This window comes from Pseudomonas sp. Ost2, from assembly GCF_018326065.1.
Lineage (GTDB): Bacteria > Pseudomonadota > Gammaproteobacteria > Pseudomonadales > Pseudomonadaceae > Aquipseudomonas > Aquipseudomonas gingeri.
Window position 1 is genome coordinate 794,468 of the sequence record NZ_AP021904.1, and the last position, 20,533, is coordinate 815,000.

The window sequence follows — 20,533 nt, forward strand, 5'->3', positions numbered from 1 at the left end:
CAGAGTGCCCGCCTGGTAGTGGTCTGATGAGTGTCAGCTATTATCCTTGGGGCTCGTGGATTTGCCGCGGTAATCTGGCACATTGAGTGCATTGGAGAACATTCGAGGTCGGCATCTTCCTTCCTGCTGTGAGAGGATGGCCGTACAACGAGTGACATTCGCGTGTTTGGTAATAAAGGACCCACAATAAAAGCTGATGAAGACTCCAAAACGCATTGAACCCCTGATCGAGGACGGTCTGGTCGACGAGGTGCTGCGCCCACTCATGAGTGGCAAAGAAGCAGCTGTTTACGTGGTGCGCTGTGGCAACGAGCTGCGTTGCGCCAAGGTTTACAAGGAGGCGAATAAACGAAGTTTTCGTCAGGCGGCCGAGTATCAGGAAGGCCGCAAGGTGCGTAACAGTCGTCAGGCCCGCGCGATGGCCAAGGGCTCGAAGTTCGGCCGCAAGGAAACCGAGGACGCCTGGCAGAACGCCGAGGTGGCGGCCCTGTTCCGTCTGGCCAGTGCCGGCGTACGGGTGCCCAAGCCGTTCGATTTCCTCGAAGGCGTGCTGTTGATGGAGCTGGTGGCGGACGAGTACGGCGATGCCGCGCCGCGTCTCAATGACGTGGTCCTGGAGCCGGACCAGGCGCGCGAGTACCACGCGTTCCTGATTTCGCAGATCGTGCTGATGCTGTGTACCGGTCTGGTGCACGGTGACCTGTCGGAGTTCAATGTGTTGCTGACGCCGGATGGCCCGGTGATCATCGACCTGCCCCAGGCGGTGGATGCGGCCGGCAACAACCACGCGTTCAGCATGCTCGAGCGTGACGTCGGCAACATGGCCTCCTATTTCGGCCGGTTTGCCCCGGAACTGCGGCGCACCCGTTATGCCAAGGAAATGTGGGCCCTGTACGAGGCTGGCACCTTGCATCCGGCCAGCGTCCTGACCGGCGAGTTCGACGATCCGGAAGAACTGGCGGATGTCGGTGGCGTGCTGCGCGAGATCGAAGCGGCACGTTTCGACGAAGAACGTCGCCAGGCCATCCGTTCGGCAGACGACGCCCCGCCGGGCAAGCTGGCCGAAGAGCCGCCACCGCCCTGGATGCAGCACTGATCGTGTTGCTGATCGTTCCCACGCTCTGCGTGGGAATGCCTCTCAGGATGCTCCGCGTCCGCTCTTGTGACGCAGAGCGTCACGGGCTGCATTCCCACGGGGACCGTGGGAACGATCAACGATCCTGGGGCGGGCTCAGGTGGGCTCGCAACAGTTCCCCGATGCCAGGTCCTTGAGGATCGGGCAGTCCGGGCGATGATCGCCCTGGCAGTGCTCCACCAGGTCTTGCAGGGTATCGCGCAGCCCGGCGAGTTCGCTGATCTTGCGGTTCAACTCGTCGATATGTTGCCGGGCCAAGGCCTTCACGTCGGCGCTGGCGCGCTGGCGATCCTGCCACAGCGTCAGCAGCTTGCCGACTTCTTCCAGGGAAAACCCCAGGTCCCGCGAGCGCTTGATAAACGCCAGGGTATGCAACTCGTCCGCTCCGTACAGGCGATAGCCGCTGTCCGTGCGCGTGGCTGCCTTAAGCAGGCCGATGGATTCGTAATAACGAATCATCTTTGCGCTCAGCCCGCTCTGGCGGGCTGCTTGGCCGATGTTCATGCCATCTCCTTCAGTCGAGGTCTTCGGGTTTCCAGGTCTTGAGCAGCAAGGCATTGCTGACCACGCTGACGCTGGAAAGGGCCATGGCCGCCCCCGCCAGCACCGGGTTGAGCAGGCCGAAGGCGGCCAGCGGGATACCGATCAGGTTATAGACGAATGCCCAGAACAGATTCTGCCGGATCTTCGCATAGGTCTTGCGGCTGATTTCCAGCGCCGCCGGCACCAGCCGTGGATCGCCGCGCATCAGGGTAATGCCGGCGGCATGCATGGCGACATCGGTGCCGCCGCCCATGGCGATGCCGATATCCGCGGCGGCCAGGGCCGGGGCGTCATTGATGCCGTCGCCGACCATGGCGACGACGCCGCTCTTCTTCAGTTCGCTGACCGTGGCGGCCTTGTCCGCCGGCAGCACTTCGGCATGCACATCGCGGATACCCAGGGCTTCGGCGACCACCCGGGCGCTGCCGCGGTTGTCGCCGGTCAGCAGGTGGCTGCTGATATGGCGCGCCTGCAACTGCTCGATGGCCTGCCGGGCACCTGGCTTGAGGGTGTCGCCGAAGGCGAACAGGGCCAGCACCCGTGGCTGTGGACTCTGCTCGATCAGCCAGGACAAGGTGCGGCCCTCGGCCTCCCAGGCGCTCGCCGTTGCCTCCAGGGCTCCGGCCGCCAGGCCGCTTTCGTCCAGCAGGCGGCGGTTGCCCAGGGCCAGGGCACGACCGTCGAGTTCGCCGGCGATACCGCGTCCGGTCAATGAGCGGCTGTTATGGATATCCGCCACTGCCAGGCCACGTTCCGCGCAGGCATCGAGTACCGCCTTGGCCAGCGGGTGTTCGCTGCCACGCTGAAGAGCGCCGGCCAGTTGCAGGGCGAGTGCTTCGTCACCGTCGACGGCGCTGAAGTGGGCAATCCGCGGGGTGCCGGAGGTCAGGGTGCCGGTCTTGTCGAAGACCACGGCGCTGACTTCATGGGCGCGCTCAAGGGCTTCGGCATCCTTGATCAGGATGCCATGGCGCGCGGCGACGCCGGTACCGGCCATGATCGCGGTCGGGGTGGCCAGGCCCAGGGCACACGGGCAGGCGATCACCAGCACCGCCACGGCATTGATCAGGGCGGTCTCCAGGGGCGCGCCGTGCAGCCACCAGCCGACCAGCGTCGCCAGGGCCAGCAGCAGTACGCTCGGGACGAATACCTGGCTGACCTTGTCCACCAGCTTCTGGATCGGTGCTTTGGCCGCCTGGGCGTCTTCCACCAGGCGGATGATCCGTGCGAGCACGGTTTCCGCCCCCAGCGCCTGGGTCTTGACCAGCAACCGGCCTTCACCGTTGATGGCGCCGCCGGTGACCTTGTCTCCGGGCTGCTTCGGCACTGGCAGGCTTTCACCGCTGATCAGGGCCTCGTCGGCATGGCTCTGGCCTTCGACCACTTCGCCATCCACCGGAAAACGTTCACCGGGCTTGACCAGCACCAGGTCGTCGAGGCACAAGGCACTGATGGCGACGTCCTGTTCGCGGCCGTCGATCACCTGGATCGCCCGTTCCGGACGCAAGGCTTCGAGGGCACGGATGGCGCTGGCGGTCTGGCGCTTGGCGCGGCTTTCGAGGTATTTGCCCAGCAGCACCAGGGCGATCACCACCGCCGAGGCTTCGAAATACAGGTGGGGCATATGGCCGTGGCCGGCGTTGGCCCATTGGTAGAGGCTCAGGCCGTAACCGGCGCTGGTGCCGAGGGCGACCAGCAGGTCCATATTGCCGGCTCCGGCCTTGACCGCCTTCCACGCGGCGACATAAAAGCGTGCGCCGAAGATGAACTGCACCGGCGTCGCCAGGGCGAATTGCAGCCAGGCCGGCAGCATCCAGTCGTAGCCGAAGGGCTGGGCGAGCATCGGCAACACCAGCGGCAGCGCCAGGGCGATGGCCAGCAGCAGCGACCAGCGCTCGCGGCTCAGGCGCTGCTGTTGCACCTGGGCCGTGGCGGCTTCGCTCTGACGCAGGGTGGCGGAATAACCGGCGGCGCCGACGGCGGCGATCAGCAGCGCCGGATCGACCTGGCCAAGCAATTCGAGGTGGGCCCGTTCATTGGCCAGGTTGACGCTGACGCTGCGCACCCCGGCGACCTTGTTCAGGGCACGCTCGACGCGGCCGGCGCAGGAGGCGCAGGTCATGCCGCCGATGCTCAGTTCCAGGCTCTGGCTGGGCACCTGGTAACCGGCCTGTTCGACGGCCTGCAGCAGTGCCGGCAAGCTGTCGGCGGGGGCCTGGACGCGGGCCTGTTCGGTGGCGAGATTGACGCTGACCGCGCTGGTCCCCGTTACTTTGCGCAAGGCGCGTTCGACTCTGCCGGCGCAACTGGCGCAGGTCATGCCGGCGATCGGCAGGTCGAAAAGGGTGGATTCGAGCATGGGCGATACTCCTGGAGAAGTTGCCCACAGGATCAACCTTGCCACCTTGGCAAGGTCAAGCCTCTCTTTTGCGCAGGGTTCGACTTACTGATAACCCAGCGGCACCTGCTTGAGGCGCAGTCCGTTCGGCCCGGCGACAATGGCGAACTTGCGCACGTCCCCGCCATTGAGCTTGATCAGTTGCTGCGGGGCCGCCAGCATGCTCGCGTTACAGCCAGGGGCCTGGCCCGGCAGCGCCTTGAGGCGCACGGAAACATCGCCGGGCGGCAGGTTGAAGGAGGTGGCCTGTTCCTGGAACAGTCGCGCCGACAATTGATCCTGCAGGTAGACGCCGATTTCGCAAGGCGTCGAAACCTCCAGGCGCTCACGGGAGATGATCAGCACCCCGTAGTTTTCTCCGGCGGCGCTGGCAAAGGGTGTCGCACCGAAAAGGCTGAGAAGGCCGAACAGGCTGAAAACTGACCAGCGCATGGCTGAATCTCCTACGGTTGGATCGTCGATGACGAAGCTTGGCGCAGGGGCGAGCGAAATGCCAGCCCGGCAGCTTCACGAGGAACTTGACCTTGCCACGATGGCAAGCTTGAGACTGCTCCCAACCTCAATACAGGAGAAGTGTCATGCAAATCTTCAATGTCCAGGGCATGTCGTGCGGTCACTGCGTCAAGGCCATCACCCAGGCCGTGCAGGCCCGCGATCCGGCGGCCAGCGTGCAGGTGGACCTCGGCGCGAAGGAAGTCGGCGTGCAGAGCCGGTTGTCGGCCGACGAGGTCATCAGTGTGATCAGCGATGAAGGTTACGCGGTGCAGCTGGCGAGCTGACCGCTCCGATCGTTCCGCCGCTCTGCGTGGGACAGTACCAGGCCGTGCCCGGAGCGGCCTGGCAATCCCGGGAATTTCCCGGTCATTTATTTAGTTAGCGACCTATCGGAATGTTCAAGGCATCCCCGCGCAGTTAGACTAGGCGGCTGCACGCACTGCTACCGGATGCCCGATGAACCTACGATTGATCCTCATCCTCGGGGCCCTGAGCGCTTTCGCGCCCCTGGCCATCGACTTCTACCTGCCGGGTTTCCCGTCGATGGCCATCGCCTTCGGCACCGATGAAAAGCATATCCAGCTGACGCTGGCGGTGTATTTCCTCGGACTGTCCATCGGGCAACTGGTCTACGGGCCATTGGCGGATCGCTTTGGTCGGCGGGGGCCGTTGCTGGTCGGGGTGTTCCTGTTCACCCTGGCGTCCCTGGCCTGCGCTTTCGCCCCGAACCTGGAATGGCTGATCGCCGCGCGTTTCCTGCAGGCGCTCGGCGGTTGCGCGGGGGCGGTGATTTCCCGGGCGGTGGTCAGCGACAAGTGTGACGCCATCGGTTCGGCCAAGGTCTTTTCGCAACTGATGCTGGTGACCGGCCTGGCGCCGATCCTGGCACCGATGCTCGGCGGCGTGCTGGTCAATCTCTATGGCTGGCAGTCGATCTTTATCGTGCTGACCCTGTTCAGCGCGTTGTCCGCCGTCGCCGTGGCCCTGGGCCTGCCGGAAAGCCTGCCGGCCACTCAACCGCGGCAGCCGCTGTCGGGGGCGTTGCGCCAATACGCCAGCCTGCTGTCGGACCGGGTGTTCTTCGGCCATGCCCTGACCGGCGGGATCGCCATCGCCGGGATGTTCGCCTACATTGCCGGTTCGCCCTTCGTCTTCATCAAATTGTACGGGGTTCCCGCCGAGCACTATGGCTGGCTGTTCGGCAGCAACGCGGCGGGATTCATCCTGGTGGCGCAAATCAACGCGCGCCTGCTCGGCAAGCGCGGGCCGGCCTTTCTGCTGGCGCGTGCGGTGTGGGTCTATCTGGCGGCGGGACTCACGCTGCTGGGCATCAGCACCCTGCATACCGCGCAGCTCTGGCCGCTGCTGATCCCGCTGTTCATCTGCATTTCCAGCCTGGGTTGCATCATTCCCAATGCGGCGGCCTGCGCCATGCGTGGCCAGGGGGCACGGGCCGGCAGCGCTTCGGCGATGTTCGGTTGCCTGCAGTTCAGCGTCGCGGCGGGCGCGGCGTCGCTGGTCGGGCTGTTGCATGACGGCAGCGCCACGCCGATGGCGCTGGTGATCGGCCTGTGCGGGGTGCTGGCGGTGATGGTTGCCATGGGGACTCGTCGTCTCGAGAACGCCCGAGTCGCCCAGAGCTAGATGACGCGGATCAGCCGACGGCTTGCCGTTGCTGTTCTGGAAAGGAATGAGGGGCGTGCAGGCGTGCTTGCAGCGTGCTGACAAAGGCGCGGGCTTCGGTTTCGCTGCGGAAGGTGACCGCATGCTGATCGAGCCGGACCTGCCATTGGCTGCCGTGGGGTTTTGCTAACTCTTTTACAAGGATCTTCATGGCTGACTTCCTTTGGTTGGCAAAGGCGGCCAGTGTAAACCTGAATACGTTCGCTGGGATGACAGGGATCAAGGATCTGACTGACGGTATTTCCGCTTGTCTTGTAGGTCTTGAATGACCTGCGGGAACGGCAGGGCTGTGCGCCCTGACCAAGGGTGGGAGGGGGCTTGCCCCCGAAGCTTTTGGTGGTTTTGGGGACCCCTTCCAGGCAAGCCCGCTCCCACAATGCTCGGTTCCAGCAAGCCCTCTCCTGTGACTCAGAAGCCTTCCAGCACGATCTTGCCCTTGGCCTTGCCGCTTTCCAGCAGGGCATGGGCACGGCGCAGGTTGGCGGCGTTGATCTGGCCGAAGTGCTCGCCGACCGTGGTCTTCAGCACGCCGGCATCGATCAGTTCAGCCACCCGGTTGAGCAGGTTGTGTTGCTCGATCATGTCTTCGGTCTCGAACATCGAGCGGGTGTACATGAACTCCCAGTGCAACGACAGGCTCTTGCGCTTGAGCTTGCTGACGTCCAGGCCTTTCGGATCGTCGATCAGGCCCAGCTTGCCCTGCGGCTTGAGGGCCTCGACCAGTTGATCCAGGTGCGTGTCGGTCTGGGTCAGGCTGGCGACGTGAGTGACATGCGGCTGACCTTGCGCCTTGAGTTCATCGCTGAGGGGCTTGCTGTGGTCGATCACCAGGTCGGCGCCCAGGGCCCGCACCCAGTCCCGGGTTTCGGCACGCGAGGCGGTGCCGATGACTTTCAACCCGGTCAGCTGGCTGGCCAGTTGCGTCAGGATCGAACCCACGCCACCGGCCGCGCCGACGATCAGCAGGCTCTGGCCCTGATCGGCCTTGTCTTCGCGCACTTGCAGGCGCTCGAACAGCAATTCCCAGGCGGTGATCGCGGTCAGCGGCAACGCGGCCGCTTCGGCGAAACCGAGGCTCTCGGGCATATGACCGACGATGCGCTCATCCACCACATGCAGTTCACTGTTGGCGCCGGGACGGGTCAGGGAGCCGGCGTAGAACACCTTGTCACCGACCTTGAACAGACTGGCGTCGCTGCCGACCGCCTTGACCACGCCGGCCACGTCCCAGCCGAGGACCTTGGCCTCGCCGTTTTCCGGTGGCATGTACTGGCGGACCTTGGTATCCACCGGGTTGACCGAGATGGCCTTGACCTCGACCAGCAGGTCGCGGGGGCCGGGGACCGGCACTGGCAGTTCGATATCTTGCAACGACAGTGGATCGTTGCTGGGCAAGGAAGAATAGAAGGCAATGGCTTTCATGGGGGAGGCTCCAGGGAGATGGGCAAACAAGGGGGTGTCAGGAGAGAAACCGCAGGCGTTTGAGCTCGAACTGCTCGATCAGGCCTTCTGACTGTTGGCGGAAATCCTCGAAGTGGGGCGCGGCGAAATGGCTCGCCAGCGCGGCTTCATCGGTCCACTGCTCCAGCATGTAGAGGGTGTCGGCATGCTCGAGGTCGTCATGCAGATCGTATTGGCGGCAACCGGGTTCGGCACGGGTTGGCACTTGCAGTGCTCGCAAGAGTTGTTCAAGCGCGGGGCGCCGGTCAGGTTTGGCAACCAGGATGGCAAGGGTGGTCAGTGTCTGGGACATGGGTGACGCCTCATGTTGCAGCGATGTGTGGCAGCATCATTAGTCATTTCCCTTGAGGATAAAACCGGCTAAAACAGCAGTCTCTTTCAATATTTTTTTGATAATCAGGAGGCTTTGGTGCTGCGTTTCGACGATTTGCAGTTGTTTGTGCGTGCCGCCGACCTGGGTAGCCTGTCGGCGGCGGCGCGGATCATGGACTTGTCGCCGGCGGTGGCCAGTGCCTCGCTCAAGCGCATCGAGCAGCAACTGGGCGCGCGCCTGCTCGCCCGCTCGACACGCAGCCTGCGCCTGACTGCCGAAGGCGAGGGTTTCCTCGAATATGCCCGGGCCGCCCTGAGCAACCTGGACGAGGGGCGCCGGTTGCTGACCAGCGCTCAGGACCAGGTCAGCGGGGTCCTGCAACTGTCGGCGCCTTCGGACTTCGGGCGCAATCTGTTGCTGCCCTGGCTCGACGAGTTCCAGCGCGAACATCCGAAGCTGACGGTGCGCCTGCTGCTGGGCGATCGGATCGCCGACCTGTTCCGCCAGCCGGTGGACATCGCCCTGCGTTATGGCGAACCGGAGGACTCGAGCTTGGTGGCGCTGCCGATCGCCCCGGATAACCGCCGCGTGTTGTGCGCCGCGCCCGATTACCTGGCGCGCCATGGCGAACCCGCCACCCTGGAGCAACTGGCCCAGCACAACTGCCTGCTGTTCATGCTCGGCAGCCGGGTCCATGACCAGTGGAGCTTTCACGATGGCAAGCGCGATATCAGCCTCACGGTCAGCGGTGATCGCTTCAGCGATGACGCCGATGTGGTGCGCCTGTGGGCATTGGCCGGAGCGGGGATTGCCTACAAGTCCTGGCTCGATGTCGGCACCGATGTGCTGGCCGGGCGGCTGAAGGTGTTGCTCCCGGAGCTGTCCTGCGAACGGGCACCGCTGAATCTGCTGTGCGCTCATCGCGCTCAGTTGAGTAAGCCGGTGAACCTGTTGCGCGAAATGCTCAGTCGGCGTTGCGCCGAGCTGTCGCGGCGGGCCCCGGCGCGTCATGCTGGCGGCGGATGATGGCGTGGCTGCCCGGTGCGTGACTTGTTACAACCGGTGCAGGAATAAAAGTCGGCACCGGTTCCATTGTGGTTTAGGCTTGAATCATTGGATCCAATGTTTTTCCGGCTGAAACGCATTTTGTTACGTTCGCCGGAGTTACTTGCCGAAATGAGAAAATTTCCCGGATTTTGGCACTTTTGCGTCTTGGCTGGAGTGCCGGGATTTCTCAGTATGGCTTCGTGCGGTCGATCAATGTTTCAACAGGGAGTGAAGACATGGAATATGCACCTTGCATCAGTCAGATAGCCGCGTTGCTTGCAGACCCCAAGCGCAGCGCGATGATGTGGGCGTTGCTCGATGGCAGCGCACGGTCTGCCGATGAACTGGCCTTGCTGGCCGGCTTGTCCCTTTCATCGGCCAGTGCCCACCTGGCCCGCTTGAGCGGTGGCGGGCTGTTGCGGCTCGAGGCCCGTGGCCGCAAACGCTTCTTCCGCCTGGCGGCGCCGGAGATCGCCACGGCCGTGGAGGCCCTGGCAAGTGCCTCCCTGGCCAGCGCACCGCTGGCGGTACAACACTCGATCAAGCTGCAGGCCCCGGATGCCGCGGCGCTCAAGCGTGCCCGGCTGTGCCACGATCACCTGGGCGGGGAGCTGGCCTGCGAGCTGTATCAACGTCTGTTGCTGGCCGGCTGGATCGAACAGCACGAGCAGCGGGTCCGCGTGACCAGTGCCGGCGCCCAGCGTTTTGCCGAGCGCGGGCTGTATATCCAGGCGCTGGCCCACGGCAGCCGCGAGATGGTCTGTGTCTGCCATGATGTGCGCGAGCGCCGTCCGCACCTGGGCGGTGTCCTCGGGGCGGGGCTGTTGCAGCTGTTCCTGCAGTCGGGCTGGCTGGCGCCGATGGATGAGTCCAGGGCCTTGCGCCTCTCCCCCCTCGGAGAGCGGCAGATCGACAAGTTCGCCGCCATGGTCGAGCTCGAACTGGCCGGTTGACCCCACCCGCCGCGGTTGCCTGCGACAGGGACGCCGCAGGCGTCGCTCAGGGATGCGAACAGGTCGCACCGAGCAATAGCCCCATCCGGTGATACCGCACACTCGATCGAGCATTCGAATCGAGGGATATCCCATGGAAACTCAAGGCTACAGCGCGGCAGAACGTCTGGAGCGGCTGCCCATCAGCGGCTATCACCGGTTGATCTTCATCATCATTGCCCTGGCCTTTTTCTTCGACTCCATGGATCTGGCCATGATGACCTTCCTGCTCGGCTCGATCAAAGCCGAGTTCGCCCTCAGCAGTGCCCAGGCCGGCCTGCTGGCCAGTTCGAGCTTTTTCGGCATGGTGCTGGGCGCCTCGCTCTCGGGCATGCTCGCCGACCGTTTCGGCCGCAAGCCGGTGTTCCAGTGGAGCATCGTACTGTGGGGGCTGGCCAGTTACCTGTGCTCCACGGCGCAGACGGTGGAGATGCTCACGCTGTTCCGCATTCTCCTGGGGATCGGCATGGGCATGGAGTTTCCGATTGCCCAGTCGATGCTCTCGGAACTGATCCCGGCCAAGCGCCGCGGACGCTATATCGCCCTGATGGATGGTTTCTGGCCGCTGGGTTTTGTCGCCGCCGGGGTGCTGTCGTACTTCCTGCTGCCGCTGGTGGGTTGGCGCGATATCTTCCTGGTCCTGGCGATCCCGGCGGTGTTTGTCCTGGCGATCCGCTTTTTCATTCCCGAGTCGCCGCGCTGGCTGGAGCAGGCCGGCCATCATGGCGCGGCGGACAAGGTGCTGTGCGGCATCGAGGATCGGGTCCGCGCCTCGCTCAAGCGCGCCGCCCTGCCGATGCCGGTACGCCTGCCACGCAGCGTGGACCGTCCGCCGAGCTTTTTCTCGGCCTTCCGCCAGTTGTGGTCGCCGCTGTACCGCCAGCGCACGATGATGATCTGGAGCGTCTGGTTCTTTGCCTTGCTGGGTTTCTACGGCCTCACGTCCTGGCTGAGCGCCTTGCTGCAGCAGTCGGGATTCGCAGTGACCCAGTCGGTGTACTACACGGTGCTGATTTCCCTCGGCGGTATCCCGGGGTTCCTGGTGGCGGCCTGGCTGGTCGAGCTATGGGGACGCAAGCCGGTGTGCATCGTCACTCTGCTCGGCGGCGGGGTGATGGCGTTCCTCTACGGCCAGAGTGCGGTCTTCGGCGGGAACGTGAGCCTGCTGATCGTTTCGGGCTTGCTGATGCAGTTCTTTCTGTTTGGCATGTGGGCCGTGCTCTACACCTATACCCCGGAGCTCTATCCGACTTCGGCGCGGGCCACGGGCTCGGGGTTCGCCTCGGCCATCGGCCGGGTCGGCTCGTTGCTCGGGCCGCTGGTGACGGGGCTGGTGTTCCCGGTGACCGGGCAGGGCGGGGTGTTTGCCCTCGGCGCCCTGTGCTTTGCGATCGCGGCAGCGGTGGTCTGGCGCTTCGGCATGGAGACCCGGGGCAAGACGCTGGAGGAGTTGAGCGAAGGGGTGCCGGGCTGATCTCAGGGCCAGGCCTTATTGGCAGGAACGGAGCTTGCCGGCGAAGAGGCCCTTGGGGCCGCCAAAAGCTTCGCGGGCAAGCACCGCTCCCACAGGCCGCAGGGCTCTCCACCGGCCGCAGGGCTAGGGCTTGACCAGGCGCGCATCCAGGCTGTTCTGCGCCAGGCGTCGGGCCTGGTCCTGGGTCATGCCCAGGTGGGTGTGCAGCGCATGGAAGTTCTCTGTGACATAACCGCCGAAGTACGCCGGGTCATCCGAGTTCACCGTCACCTTCACTCCACGTTCGAGCATCTCGAGGATGTTGTGTTGGGACATGTGGTCGAACACGCAGAGCTTGGTGTTCGACAGCGGGCAGACGGTCAGCGGAATCTGCTCGTCGATGATCCGCTGCATCAGCCGTTCATCTTCGATGGCCCGCACGCCGTGGTCGATCCGCTGGATCTTCAGCAGGTCGAGGGCTTCCCAGATGTATTCCGGCGGACCTTCCTCGCCGGCGTGGGCGACGGTCAGGAAACCTTCGTGGCGCGCCCGGTCGAAGACCCGCTGGAACTTGCTCGGCGGGTGGCCCATCTCCGAGCTGTCCAGCCCGACCGCGACAAACGCATCGCGAAACGGCAGCGCCTGGTCGAGGGTTTTCTGTGCTTCGTCTTCGCTCAGGTGACGCAGGAAGCTGAGGATCAGGCCGCTGCTGACACCCAGTTGCTGCTCGCCGTCCTTCAGGGCCGCGGCGATGCCGTTGAGCACCACTTCGAAAGGGATGCCGCGGTCGGTATGGGTCTGCGGATCGAAGAAGGGTTCGGTGTGGATCACGTTCTGCGCCTTGCAGCGCAGCAGGTAGGCCCAGGTCAGGTCATAGAAGTCCTGGGACGTGCGCAGCACATCGGCGCCCTGGTAGTACAGGTCGAGGAATTCCTGCAGGTTGTTGAAGGCGTAGGCCTGGCGCAGGGTATCGACGTCGTTCCAGGGCAGGGCGATCTTGTTGCGCTCGGCGAGGGCGAACAGCAACTCCGGCTCCAGCGAGCCTTCCAGGTGCAGGTGCAATTCGGCCTTGGGCAGGGCGTTGAGCCAGTCGTACATAGGTTTTTCTCATCAGGTGCAGATGGACGGCATTCTACAGATGACGGCCGAAGTATTGGCTAAAACCTGACCGGACGGTTCAAAGCCCCCACACTTCCTGCCGGGACGATGCCTCCCGACCCCGACCAACGCTGCGCTAAGGTGTAACGAAACGTTGGCGGCTCGCCGCAGTCTGTAAGCCATCACCCTTGAGGTCGTGCGATGCTCACTCTGTTGCGAGAAGAAAGATTCCTGTTGCTGGCCGTGGTCATGGCGGCGGTCGCCTTCCCGCTCGAACACTGGCTGTTGCACAGCGGGCAGGGTGTCGCGCTGGTCGCCGGGCTGGTGTTGATCGGGGCGATCGTCTGCGCCTCGATGCGTGTCGCCCACCATGCCGAGTTGCTGGCAGAGAAGGTCGGCGATCCCTACGGCACGATGATCCTGACCTTGTCGGCGGTGCTGGTGGAAGTGGTGATCCTGGCGATCATGATGAGTAACGAGGCTTCGCCGACCCTGGTGCGCGACACCATCTATTCGGCGGTGATGCTCGATATCAACGGCATCCTCGGCCTGGCGGCGCTGATGGGCGGGATCAAGCATGGCGAGCAGTCCTACAACGATGATTCGGCCCGCAGCTACAGTGTGATGATCCTCACCGCGATGGGCGTGTCCATGGTGGTGCCGGAATTCATTCCCGAGGCAGACTGGAAGCTCTACTCGGCCTTCACCATCGGCGCGATGGTGTTGCTGTACACCTTGTTCCTGCGCATGCAGGTCGGTCCCCACAGCTATTTCTTCAGCTACAGCTACCCGGAAAAGAAGCGCAAGAATCCCAGCCAGGTGGAGACGCCGCCGGTCAACCTGGGGCAATCCATCGCCACCCTGGTGTTTGGTATCGTGGTGATCGGCGCGCTGGCCGAGGTGATGTCCAAGACCCTCGACCTAGGCCTGGAGCACACCGGCGCCCCCCCGGTGGTCACGGCGATCCTGGTGGCGGCGATTTCCGCCGCACCGGAAATCCTCACGGCCCTGCGCGCGGCCCTGGCCAATCGCATGCAGTCGGTGGTCAACGTGGCGCTGGGGGCGTCGTTGTCGACGGTGATCCTGACCGTGCCGGTGATGGAGGCCATGGCGCTCTACACCGGCCAGCCGTTCCAGATGGCGATGACACCGGTGCAGACCGTGATGGTGCTGATCACCCTGATTGTCAGTGCGATCAACCTCAACGACGGTGAAACCAACGCCATCGAGGGCATGACCCACTTCGTGCTGTTCGCCACCTTTATCATGCTCTCGCTGCTGGGGCTCTAGGCCCCGCGCCGCTTACCAGGGAATGGTCTCGCCCTTGTAGTTGATGAAGTGATGCCCACCCTTGCCGGCAAAGGCGTTCACCTGATCGACCAGGCCACGGGTGCTGGTGGCGACATCGATGTCGGCGCCTTCACCGCCCATGTCGGTTTTCACCCAGCCCGGATGCATCGACAGCACGGTAAAGGCCGGGGCCTCGATTTCGCTCAGGAAACTGTTGGTCATGGAGTTCAGCGCTGCCTTGCTCGCCTTGTAGAACGCCAGCTCCGGCGCATCCGGCACGGTCACGCTGCCCAGGCCCGAACTCATGAAGGCGATCACCCCGTAACCCGGACGGATCTGACCGACAAAACGCTGGGCCAGGGCCACGGGGGCGATGGCGTTGGTCATGAACAGCTGGCCGATTTCCGCCAGCGAGGCATTGCCCGGTTTCTGGTCAGCCGGGCCCTTGACGCCGGCATTGACGAACAGCAGGTCGAAGACCTGGCCATCCAGGCGCCGGGCGAGGGCGGCAACCGCCGACTGGTCGTCCATATCCAGGGTTTCGATCTGCACGTTGCCGACAGCTTTCAGTGCATCGGCCTTTTGCACATCGCGCACGGTGGCGGTGACATTCCAGCCGTCGGCCAGCAGTTGTTGCACCAGGCCCAGGCCGAGGCCCCGGGAGGCACCGATGATCAATGCGTTCTTATCGCTCATGAGCGGATTCCTTGTGAAGTGAAGACTGGGTTCTCAGAGGACAACTCTGTTGCAGGCGATGCTGCAATTCCTTGCGCAACTCGCCGAGTTCGGCGATGCGCGCCTCGATCAGGTTCAGTTTGTCCTGCAGCAGTTGCGTGACCGCGTTGTCCGGGTCGGGCGCGTTCCACAGGGCGGCGACGCTGTTGCCGATCTCGCCGAGGCTGAAGCCCAGGCGCTGGGCGGTCTTGATATACAGCACCAGTTGCAGCATCTCGGGAGCGTAGTCGCGATATCCGTTGGCGCTGCGCCGGGCGACGATCAGTCCGCGCTGTTCGTAGAAGCGCAGGGTATCGCGGCTGACAGCACTGGCCTGGGCCAATTCACCGATGCGCATGGGACGGGCTCTCCGAGGGCTTGACCCTGGAGCATACTCCAGGCTTCAGACTTTGTGCTCCTTGTCCGAATCCGGAGTTGCAGCATGTGGAGCACAACACACTATCGTCGATTGGTCCGGGCCAGCGCCTGGTACGACCTGATCGTCACCGCCGCGTTTGTCACCCCCTGGAGTTTTCTCGCGTTGCACGCCGTGCTGCGGGGGGTTAGCCAGGCATTGGGCCTGCCGGGGGAGCTGCCGCCCTTCGAGCCTGTGCATATGTTGATGGCCAATCTGCTGGGCTCGATCGTCTGTGTCTGGGCGGTACTGCGCATCCGTGATCCGCAACCGCTCTTCGGTCGTTACGACGCCGTGGGCCGGCTGCTGTTCGCGACCTGGCAGGCCTATGCCCTGAGCCAGGGGGCGAGCGCGATCATCGCGGTGTTCCTGTTCTTCGAAATTGCCTGGGGGATCGCGCAACTGTTGCCGCTAAAGGAAGGGGTGTCATCCGTACGGCTCGACGCAAGGCATTGAATCGCTGCGACGCTCACCCAGGGGCTTCGATGCGCAGCGTTTCCTTGATCAAAAAACAACCAATCGTTCACAAGCTCGACCAGACCGGCAACCGGGACACCCTTGCACTGGTTATCCACAGGTTGCTCCACAGTATTTGTGTGCAAGCACAAAACTTGGGCATAAGCGCCGGGCAGCTATTTCCCAAACGCGATAAACCCGGCTAAGCCGTTGTTTTCAGAAAGTTTCGGTGGTTGCGGAGAATAATTGGACGAAAATTGATCAGTGCCCGCAAAGCCACGTTGCAGAAGGGTTACAGGCGGATGTGCTCAGGTTATCCACAGTCGGGTGCACAGTCATTGTGGGCAAAAGCCCACGTTGCCGGTCGCCGCCATCCCGCGGCTGTGGACAACTCGGCGGCGGTTTATCGTTGCAGGAGGATGCGTCCGCGACTGAGGTCGGCCAGCTGGCGTTGCAGGGTGTCGATATGACGTTCGCCAAGGGCCAGTTGCAGCTCCACGCCGTTGGCGGTGAATTGCTCCTCGACCACCAGGCCGCCGGCTTCGGCGACCCGCAGCTTGACCAGCGCCAGTTCACTGAAGCCACAGGCACAACTGAGCGGCACCCGGCTGATCAGCTCGATGCGTTCGGCATTCTGCAGGCACTTGTTGGCGCCGCCGCCATAAGCACGGGCCAGTCCGCCGGTGCCCAGCTGGATGCCGCCGTACCAGCGGATCACCAGCACCGCCACCTGGTCGTAGTCCTGGGCCTCGATGGCGGCGAGGATCGGCCGTCCCGCCGTGCCGCCTGGCTCGCCGTCATCGCTGCTGCGGTATTGATCGGCGAGTTTCCAGGCCCAGCAATTGTGGGTGGCATCCAGGTCGCTGTGCTGCTCGATAAAGGCCTGGGCCTCGGCGACGCTGGTGATCGGGGCGGCGAGGGTGATAAAGCGGCTTTTGCGAATTTCTTCGCGATATTCGCAAGGGCCGGCAAGGGTAAAGGGCATACGGGATCGGCTTTGAGTGAGGGTCAGAGCGGCGGCGTCAGGCCACAGCCCTTGAGAATGATACGGATCAGGTTGTTGCCGGCTTCTTCCATATCCTGCTTGGTCAGGCGCGTGCGGCCGGTGACGCGGCAGATCTGGGTGGCGAAGTCGGCATAATGCTGGGTGCTGCCCCAGAGCAGGAAGATCAGGTGCACCGGGTCCACCGGGTCCATCTTGCCGGCGTCGATCCAGGCCTGGAACACATCGGCCCGGCCCTGGAACCAGGCGCGATAGTCCTGGCTGAAATATTCGCTCAGGCATTCGCCGCCGCTGATGATCTCCATGGCGAAGATTCGCGAAGCCTGTGGCTGGCGGCGGGAGAATTCCATCTTGGCGCGGATGTAGCGCGTCAGGGCCTGCGCCGGATCGTCCTCGGCCGTCAGGTGGTTGAAGGTGCTGTCCCACAATTCGAGGATGTTGCTCAGCACCGCGACATACAACCCCAACTTGTTGGTGAAGTAATAATGCAGGTTGGCCTTGGGCAGCCCGGCATTCTGCGCGATGGTGTTCATGCTGGTGCCCTTGAAACCATGACGGGCGAATTCGTCTTCGGCGGCCTTGATGATCGCCTCTTCGTTTTTCTGGCGAATGCGGCTGGCGGGTTTTCCGACGTGGGCAGGGACTTCAACGGTCATAGGCAGTTCCGGACTGATCTGTGGGTGCAACCTGTGCACAGATAACTTACCCACAGGAATCAGACAAGCCTTACTGCCATATAAAGCTTCGATGGGGTTCCATCCTGTCGCTTTCGAGGGCGTGATTTGCGTCAGACGCCAAACCCCGTGGGGCGGAGCCTTTTGTGGTCTCAAGGGATTCTTCGTCGCGGTGCCGCCCGGAACAAGCCCGCTCCCACAGGCCTGGCAAACGTCTGTTCAGCGCGTCGCCGCCAGGTTCTCCAGGAAGCTTTCCAGCACCAGGTGGGGACGCCGGCCCTTGCGCGTGACCGAGGCCAGGCTGAGGTCATAGAAACGGCTGCTGGCCTTCAGCGCACGTAGCCGGCCCTGTTGTACCCAGAGACTGGCGTAGTGATCCGGCAGGTAGCCGATATAGCGGCCGGTCAGGATCAGGAAGGCCATGCCCTCGCGGTCCGACGCGCTGGCGGTGCAGTTGAGCGCCTGGTAGTGGGCCTGGATATCGGCCGGCAGGCGGAAGGTCGGGGCAATCGCGTCCTGGTGGTTGAGGCGTTCATCCTCCAGCTGTCGGTCATCGACATAAAACAGCGGATGCCCCACCGCGCAGTAGAGCAGCGAGCGCTCGCTGTACAAGGGCTGGTATTCCAGCCCCGAGAGGGCGCTGGCCTGGGGGACCACGCCGACATGCAGGCGACCGTCGAGCACGCCCTGTTCCACCTCGTTGGGGGCGATCATGCGGATCTGGATCTGCACGTCCGGCCCGCGCTCCTTTAGCTGGGCCAGGGCATGGGTGATGCGCATGTGGGGCAGGGTGACCAGGTTGTCGGTCAGGCCGATGATCAGTTCGCCACGCAGGTGCCGGTGCAGGCCGTTGACCTCGGTACGGAAGCTCTCCAGCGCACTCAACAGTTGCAGGGCCGATTGGTAGACCTCGCGTCCTTCCTCGGTCAGCGAGAAACCGGCGCGCCCGCGCTGGCACAGGCGCAGGCCGAGGCGTTGTTCCAGGTCGCTCATCTGCTGGCTGATGGCCGAACGACCGATGCCGAGCACGGTTTCCGCCGCGGAAAATCCCCCGCATTCCACCACGCTGCGAAAGATCCGCAACAGACGGATATCGAAGTCGCTGACTTGCGCCAGGGGATCGGGGCGACGGCTGCTCATGGTTTAGTCTGCCATTAACTGAAGGTTAGAAAAGTTGCATTTCACCGACTTTATCGCCGTGGCAATTTAGTCGCAAGAACGCTTTTAACGCCCACGCCGCTTAACGCCTTGCGAGGTTTCGCTCATGAACATGCCTGAAAACGCTCCGTCGTCCCTGGCCAGCCAGCTCAAGCTCGATGCCCACTGGATGCCGTACACCGCCAACCGCAACTTCCAGCGTGACCCACGCCTGATCGTCGCGGCCGAAGGCAGCTGGCTGATCGATGACAAGGGACGCAAGGTCTATGACTCGCTGTCGGGCCTATGGACCTGCGGCGCCGGGCACACCCGCAAGGAAATCCAGGAAGCGGTGGCCAAGCAACTGGGCACCCTCGACTACTCGCCGGGCTTCCAGTACGGCCACCCGCTGTCGTTCCAGCTCGCGGAAAAAATCACCGCGCTGACGCCGGGCAACCTGAACCACGTGTTCTTCACCGATTCCGGTTCCGAGTGTGCCGACACCGCGGTGAAGATGGTCCGCGCCTACTGGCGCCTGAAAGGCCAGGCGACCAAGACCAAGATGATCGGTCGTGCCCGTGGTTACCACGGGGTGAACATCGCCGGTACCAGCCTCGGCGGCGTGAACGGCAACCGCAAGCTGTTCGGTCAGGCGATGATGGATGTCGACCACCTGCCGCACACCCTGCTGGCGAGCAATGCCTTCTCCCGTGGCATGCCGGAGCAGGGCGGTATCGCCCTGGCCGATGAACTGCTCAAGCTGATCGAACTGCATGACGCGTCGAATATCGCCGCGGTGTTCGTCGAGCCGATGGCCGGTTCCGCCGGTGTGCTGGTACCGCCACAGGGTTACCTCAAGCGCCTGCGGGAAATCTGCGACCAGCACAATATCCTGCTGGTGTTCGACGAAGTGATCACCGGTTTCGGGCGTACCGGCTCGATGTTCGGTGCCGACAGCTTCGGTGTGACCCCGGACCTGATGTGTATCGCCAAGCAGGTCACCAACGGCGCCATCCCGATGGGCGCGGTGATCGCCAGCAGCGAGATCTACCAGACCTTCATGAACCAGCCGACGCCCGAGTACGCGGTGGAGTTCCCCCACGGCTACACCTACTCGGCCCACCCGGTGGCCTGCGCGGCCGGCCTGGCGGCACTCGATCTGTTGCAGAAGGAGAACCTGGTGCAGAGCGTGGCGGAAATCGCACCGCATTTCGAGAACGCCCTGCATGGCCTCAAGGGCAGCAAGAACGTGATCGATATCCGCAACTACGGCCTGGCCGGGGCGATCCAGATCGCCGGTCGCGACGGCGATGCCATCGTGCGTCCGTTCGAGGCCGGCATGGCCCTGTGGAAAGCCGGGTTCTACGTGCGCTTCGGCGGCGACACCCTGCAGTTCGGCCCGACCTTCAACAGCAAGCCGCAAGACCTCGATCGTCTGTTCGACGCGGTCGGTGAAGTGCTGAACAAGCTCGACTGATCCTTCTCTATAGAAAAGCTGCTTTTGCGGGAGCGAACCGTCGCTCCCGTCGACCCTGTCCAGGAGCCCGTAATGAGCGCAATCCAACATTTGATCGACGGCCAGCTGGTCAGCGATTCCGGTCGCACCGCCGCGGTATACAACCCATCGACCGGCGAGGTCATCCATCAGGTGCCGCTGGCGGATCGCGAGACCATCCAGCAAGCCATCGACTCGGCCAAGGCGGCATTCCCGGCCTGGCGCAACACACCACCGGCCAAACGCGCCCAGGTGATGTTCCGCTTCAAGCAACTGCTGGAGCAGAACGAGGCGCGTATCGCCCAGCTGATCAGCGAAGAACACGGCAAGACCCTGGAAGATGCCGCCGGCGAACTGAAGCGCGGAATTGAAAACGTCGAATACGCCTGCGCCGCTCCGGAAGTGCTGAAGGGCGAGTACAGCCGTAACGTCGGTCCGAATATCGATGCCTGGTCGGACTTCCAGCCGCTGGGCGTGGTGGCGGGTATCACCCCGTTCAACTTCCCGGCCATGGTGCCGCTGTGGATGTATCCGCTGGCGATCGTCTGCGGCAACTGCTTTATCCTCAAGCCGTCCGAGCGTGATCCGAGCTCGACCCTGCTGATCGCTCAACTGCTGCAGGAGGCCGGCCTGCCCAAGGGCGTGCTGAACGTGGTGCACGGTGACAAGACGGCAGTGGATGCGCTGATCGAGGCGCCGGAAGTCAAGGCGCTGAGCTTTGTCGGTTCGAC

The 20,533-nt window shown here is 63.6% G+C and carries 22 protein-coding genes (1 of these 22 only partly in view); 10 read left to right on the forward strand and 12 right to left on the reverse strand.

Going from position 1 to position 20,533, the window contains the following annotated elements; translation table 11 throughout:
* Positions 1-196 precede the first annotated feature (196 nt).
* Positions 197-1,096 carry a PA4780 family RIO1-like protein kinase gene (locus KI243_RS03415; protein ID WP_017125132.1) on the forward strand — a complete coding sequence of 300 codons (900 nt, stop codon included), beginning with the start codon at positions 197-199 and terminating at the stop codon, positions 1,094-1,096.
* Positions 1,097-1,231: 135 nt separating this feature from the next.
* Here the strand turns inward: KI243_RS03415 and cueR are convergent, their stop codons facing one another.
* From cueR to KI243_RS03430, 3 genes are all read right to left on the reverse strand, one after another.
* Positions 1,232-1,639 carry a Cu(I)-responsive transcriptional regulator gene (gene cueR, locus KI243_RS03420; protein ID WP_017125133.1) on the reverse strand — a complete coding sequence of 136 codons (408 nt, stop codon included), beginning with the start codon at positions 1,637-1,639 and terminating at the stop codon, positions 1,232-1,234.
* A 10-nt stretch (positions 1,640-1,649) separates the two neighbouring features.
* Positions 1,650-4,037 (reverse strand): heavy metal translocating P-type ATPase, encoded by a 2,388-nt coding sequence (locus tag KI243_RS03425; protein ID WP_212810454.1) that lies wholly within the window; start codon positions 4,035-4,037, stop codon positions 1,650-1,652.
* 84 nt (positions 4,038-4,121) lie between these two features.
* A complete protein-coding gene (locus KI243_RS03430) occupies positions 4,122-4,508 on the reverse strand; it encodes a hypothetical protein (RefSeq protein WP_177083241.1) in 387 nt (128 codons plus the stop codon).
* 146 nt (positions 4,509-4,654) lie between these two features.
* On the opposite strand from KI243_RS03430, the gene KI243_RS03435 reads away from it, so the two are divergent.
* Both KI243_RS03435 and KI243_RS03440 read left to right on the forward strand, forming a co-directional pair.
* On the forward strand, positions 4,655-4,855 hold the full coding sequence (locus KI243_RS03435; protein WP_017125135.1) for a cation transporter: 201 nt from the start codon (positions 4,655-4,657) through the stop codon (positions 4,853-4,855).
* A 172-nt stretch (positions 4,856-5,027) separates the two neighbouring features.
* Positions 5,028-6,215 carry a multidrug effflux MFS transporter gene (locus KI243_RS03440; RefSeq protein WP_042934933.1) on the forward strand — a complete coding sequence of 396 codons (1,188 nt, stop codon included), beginning with the start codon at positions 5,028-5,030 and terminating at the stop codon, positions 6,213-6,215.
* A gap of 10 nt (positions 6,216-6,225) precedes the next feature.
* Here the strand turns inward: KI243_RS03440 and KI243_RS03445 are convergent, their stop codons facing one another.
* The 3 genes from KI243_RS03445 to KI243_RS03455 all read right to left on the reverse strand — a co-directional run bounded on the left by KI243_RS03445 (position 6,226) and on the right by KI243_RS03455 (position 8,007).
* On the reverse strand, positions 6,226-6,405 hold the full coding sequence (locus KI243_RS03445) for a hypothetical protein (protein ID WP_017125137.1): 180 nt from the start codon (positions 6,403-6,405) through the stop codon (positions 6,226-6,228).
* Between the two features lie 257 nt (positions 6,406-6,662).
* Positions 6,663-7,676: a zinc-binding alcohol dehydrogenase family protein gene (locus KI243_RS03450; protein WP_177119805.1), complete on the reverse strand. Its 1,014-nt coding sequence runs from the start codon at positions 7,674-7,676 to the stop codon at positions 6,663-6,665.
* 37 nt (positions 7,677-7,713) lie between these two features.
* On the reverse strand, positions 7,714-8,007 hold the full coding sequence (locus KI243_RS03455; protein ID WP_177083235.1) for a putative quinol monooxygenase: 294 nt from the start codon (positions 8,005-8,007) through the stop codon (positions 7,714-7,716).
* Positions 8,008-8,124: 117 nt separating this feature from the next.
* Here KI243_RS03455 and KI243_RS03460 point away from each other — a divergent pair, with 117 nt between their 5' ends.
* The 3 genes from KI243_RS03460 (at position 8,125) to KI243_RS03470 (ending at position 11,541) form a co-directional block, all read left to right on the forward strand.
* Positions 8,125-9,054: a LysR family transcriptional regulator gene (locus KI243_RS03460; RefSeq protein WP_017125141.1), complete on the forward strand. Its 930-nt coding sequence runs from the start codon at positions 8,125-8,127 to the stop codon at positions 9,052-9,054.
* A gap of 257 nt (positions 9,055-9,311) precedes the next feature.
* Positions 9,312-10,028 (forward strand): helix-turn-helix transcriptional regulator, encoded by a 717-nt coding sequence (locus tag KI243_RS03465; protein WP_177083233.1) that lies wholly within the window; start codon positions 9,312-9,314, stop codon positions 10,026-10,028.
* 133 nt (positions 10,029-10,161) lie between these two features.
* Complete coding sequence (locus KI243_RS03470) at positions 10,162-11,541, forward strand: MFS transporter (protein WP_017125143.1); 1,380 nt, start codon at positions 10,162-10,164, stop codon at positions 11,539-11,541.
* A gap of 123 nt (positions 11,542-11,664) precedes the next feature.
* On the opposite strand, the gene KI243_RS03475 is transcribed toward KI243_RS03470, so the two are convergent.
* On the reverse strand, positions 11,665-12,618 hold the full coding sequence (locus tag KI243_RS03475; protein ID WP_017125144.1) for an adenosine deaminase: 954 nt from the start codon (positions 12,616-12,618) through the stop codon (positions 11,665-11,667).
* 201 nt (positions 12,619-12,819) lie between these two features.
* Between KI243_RS03475 and KI243_RS03480 the strand changes: the two genes are divergently transcribed.
* Positions 12,820-13,908 carry a calcium:proton antiporter gene (locus KI243_RS03480; RefSeq protein ID WP_017125145.1) on the forward strand — a complete coding sequence of 363 codons (1,089 nt, stop codon included), beginning with the start codon at positions 12,820-12,822 and terminating at the stop codon, positions 13,906-13,908.
* A 12-nt stretch (positions 13,909-13,920) separates the two neighbouring features.
* Here the strand turns inward: KI243_RS03480 and KI243_RS03485 are convergent, their stop codons facing one another.
* Together KI243_RS03485 and KI243_RS03490 are read right to left on the reverse strand one after the other, a co-directional pair.
* Positions 13,921-14,604, reverse strand: coding sequence for an SDR family oxidoreductase (locus tag KI243_RS03485; RefSeq protein WP_017125146.1), 684 nt, complete (start codon positions 14,602-14,604; stop codon positions 13,921-13,923).
* Positions 14,594-14,980: a MerR family transcriptional regulator gene (locus KI243_RS03490; protein WP_017125147.1), complete on the reverse strand. Its 387-nt coding sequence runs from the start codon at positions 14,978-14,980 to the stop codon at positions 14,594-14,596. The genes KI243_RS03485 and KI243_RS03490 overlap by 11 nt, the downstream gene beginning before the upstream one ends.
* 84 nt (positions 14,981-15,064) lie before the next feature.
* Between KI243_RS03490 and KI243_RS03495 the strand changes: the two genes are divergently transcribed.
* Complete coding sequence (locus KI243_RS03495; protein ID WP_042934937.1) at positions 15,065-15,493, forward strand: hypothetical protein; 429 nt, start codon at positions 15,065-15,067, stop codon at positions 15,491-15,493.
* Between the two features lie 403 nt (positions 15,494-15,896).
* Here KI243_RS03495 and KI243_RS03500 read toward each other — a convergent pair whose 3' ends face one another.
* The 3 genes from KI243_RS03500 to KI243_RS03510 all read right to left on the reverse strand — a co-directional run bounded on the left by KI243_RS03500 (position 15,897) and on the right by KI243_RS03510 (position 18,310).
* Positions 15,897-16,478, reverse strand: coding sequence for a YigZ family protein (locus KI243_RS03500; RefSeq protein ID WP_177118982.1), 582 nt, complete (start codon positions 16,476-16,478; stop codon positions 15,897-15,899).
* 23 nt (positions 16,479-16,501) lie between these two features.
* On the reverse strand, positions 16,502-17,152 hold the full coding sequence (locus KI243_RS03505) for a TetR/AcrR family transcriptional regulator (RefSeq protein ID WP_017125151.1): 651 nt from the start codon (positions 17,150-17,152) through the stop codon (positions 16,502-16,504).
* A 237-nt stretch (positions 17,153-17,389) separates the two neighbouring features.
* Positions 17,390-18,310, reverse strand: coding sequence for a LysR family transcriptional regulator (locus tag KI243_RS03510; protein WP_017125152.1), 921 nt, complete (start codon positions 18,308-18,310; stop codon positions 17,390-17,392).
* A 124-nt stretch (positions 18,311-18,434) separates the two neighbouring features.
* Between KI243_RS03510 and KI243_RS03515 the strand changes: the two genes are divergently transcribed.
* Entirely contained in the window at positions 18,435-19,784 is a 1,350-nt protein-coding gene (locus KI243_RS03515) for an aspartate aminotransferase family protein (protein ID WP_017125153.1), read from the forward strand.
* Between the two features lie 72 nt (positions 19,785-19,856).
* On the forward strand, positions 19,857-20,533 hold the start of the coding sequence (locus KI243_RS03520) for a CoA-acylating methylmalonate-semialdehyde dehydrogenase (protein ID WP_017125154.1). Its footprint extends 817 nt past the window's final position; the window shows 677 of its 1,494 coding nt (coding positions 1-677); it begins with the start codon at positions 19,857-19,859; the stop codon falls past the right edge of the window.